The organism is Halobacillus sp. BBL2006, assembly GCF_000786645.1.
Taxonomy (GTDB): domain Bacteria; phylum Bacillota; class Bacilli; order Bacillales; family Halobacillaceae; genus Halobacillus.
On record NZ_JRNX01000587.1, the window covers coordinates 1 to 1772 of the forward strand.

2 protein-coding genes are annotated in these 1772 nt (G+C 42.8%); one reads left to right on the plus strand and one right to left on the minus strand.

The features are described from left to right. Positions 1-795: phosphoenolpyruvate carboxylase (locus tag LD39_RS16450; protein WP_035549944.1), on the minus strand; the 795-nt coding region annotated here is incomplete at its 3' end. 302 nt (positions 796-1097) lie between these two features. Here LD39_RS16450 and LD39_RS16455 point away from each other — a divergent pair. Next, positions 1098-1772 (plus strand): SMP-30/gluconolactonase/LRE family protein (locus LD39_RS16455; RefSeq protein ID WP_035549947.1); only part of this gene is annotated, 675 nt, incomplete at its 3' end.

Consider the following 1772-nt stretch of genomic DNA (forward strand, 5'->3'; position numbering starts at 1 on the left):
ACGGTCACCGCCAATCCAGGAGCCGAAGCGCAAGAAGTTTGGAACCGACCATTCTTCACCAGGGTAGGCTTCTTCCAATCGGGTTTCAAGTTCCTGATGAATGTCAGGAAGTACTTCAAACAACGTCTCATCAAAATAATATAATCCATTGCGGACTTCATCCATCACGGTAGGTTTGCGTTCCCGAAGTTCGTCTGTCTGCCAAAGAACAGTAACTTCATTTTGGAGGCTTTCCAACAGACTTTCTTTCTCATGCTTCGTCAGTTGTGGGTGATCCAGTTGCTTCAGGATCGTAGCAATCCGTTTTTGAATTTCAAGGACTGTCCGTTTAGTCGCTTCCGTCGGGTGAGCGGTAATGATCAGTTCTAAAGATAGATGGTCCAGTACATTTTGGATGACTTCTTTAGAAAAGTCATTGTTTTTTAGGTTTTTTACAGCACTATCCAAGGAGAATGGCTGTACACCGTGGTCTTCTCTGAGTTGATATTCGCGACGTCTGCGAATACGGTGGTTTTGTTCGGCAATATTGACGAGGTGGAAATAAATTGAGAATGCGCGGATGACCTGGGAGCGCATCGGTGGTTCGAGGCTATGGATTTCTTCTTTTAATTGGTCATATGTGGATGGTTCAGGATTATTCCTGAGATCTTTCGTAAGTGTACGTATTGTTTCAACTTTATCCAACAGCTCATCACCGCCATGATGAACGAGGATGTTTCCTAACATCTTACCCAGGGAACTGATGTCCTGGCGTAATGGAGTAGTATGATCGTTTGCTCTGCTTTGAGTAGTCACACTGTCACCTTCCTGTTATTGATTTTCTATGATGGACATAAGTCTTCACCATGTTCCATAATGTTATCAGAATAATGTGCATAGTCAAATATTTTGAGAGACCCTGCTATTACTGGATTCCCTAAGTCATAAGGGGTGAAACCTAATGAAATGTACCATGTAAGCGTTATCTTAAAAACTGAAGATAATTCTGAAAAATTTTATTTGCATTTCATTAAGAATGAGTTACAAACCCATAGTTTAGCGGGAATAAGAGGAAATAAATGTTAGGATAACTGTAAACCTAACTTAGGAGGATTAACATGTCTGTAGAACTTATTGTCGATTCAAAATCTTTGTTAGGGGAGGGACCCACGTGGGACCGTGAGAAAGAACTCCTTTACTGGGTCGACATTTTACAAAAGGAAATCCATAGGTATGACCCCGCGCAACATGAAAACACAACCATCGAGATAGGACAGTCTCCTGGTGCGATTGCCCCAAGAGAAAGTGGGGAAGTCGTGCTTGCGCTTGAGAATGGATTTTATTTTTATAATTGGATGTCAGATCAATTAGAACCAATCGATGACCCCGAATCTCATTTGCCGAACAATCGATTCAATGATGGAAAATGCGATCCTGCAGGAAGGTTCTGGGCTGGAACGATGGATCAGGAAGAAAACGAACGAACGGGCACCCTTTATTGTATGGACGCTGACTTATCTGTCAGAGAGAAGGTGACAGGGGTGGGCATTTCTAACGGCATCGCCTGGTCTCCAGATCATACGAAGATGTATTATATTGATACGCCTACAAAGCAGGTTTATCAGTATAAATATGATAAAGAAACAGGAGCGATCAGCGATCCTTCATCGATCATTTCTTTTGAAGAAGAAATAGGGGCTCCTGATGGAATGACGATTGATGAGGAAGGGATGCTGTGGATCGCCCACTTTGGTGGAGCGAAAGTTTCCAGATGGAACCCTGCTACAGGTGAA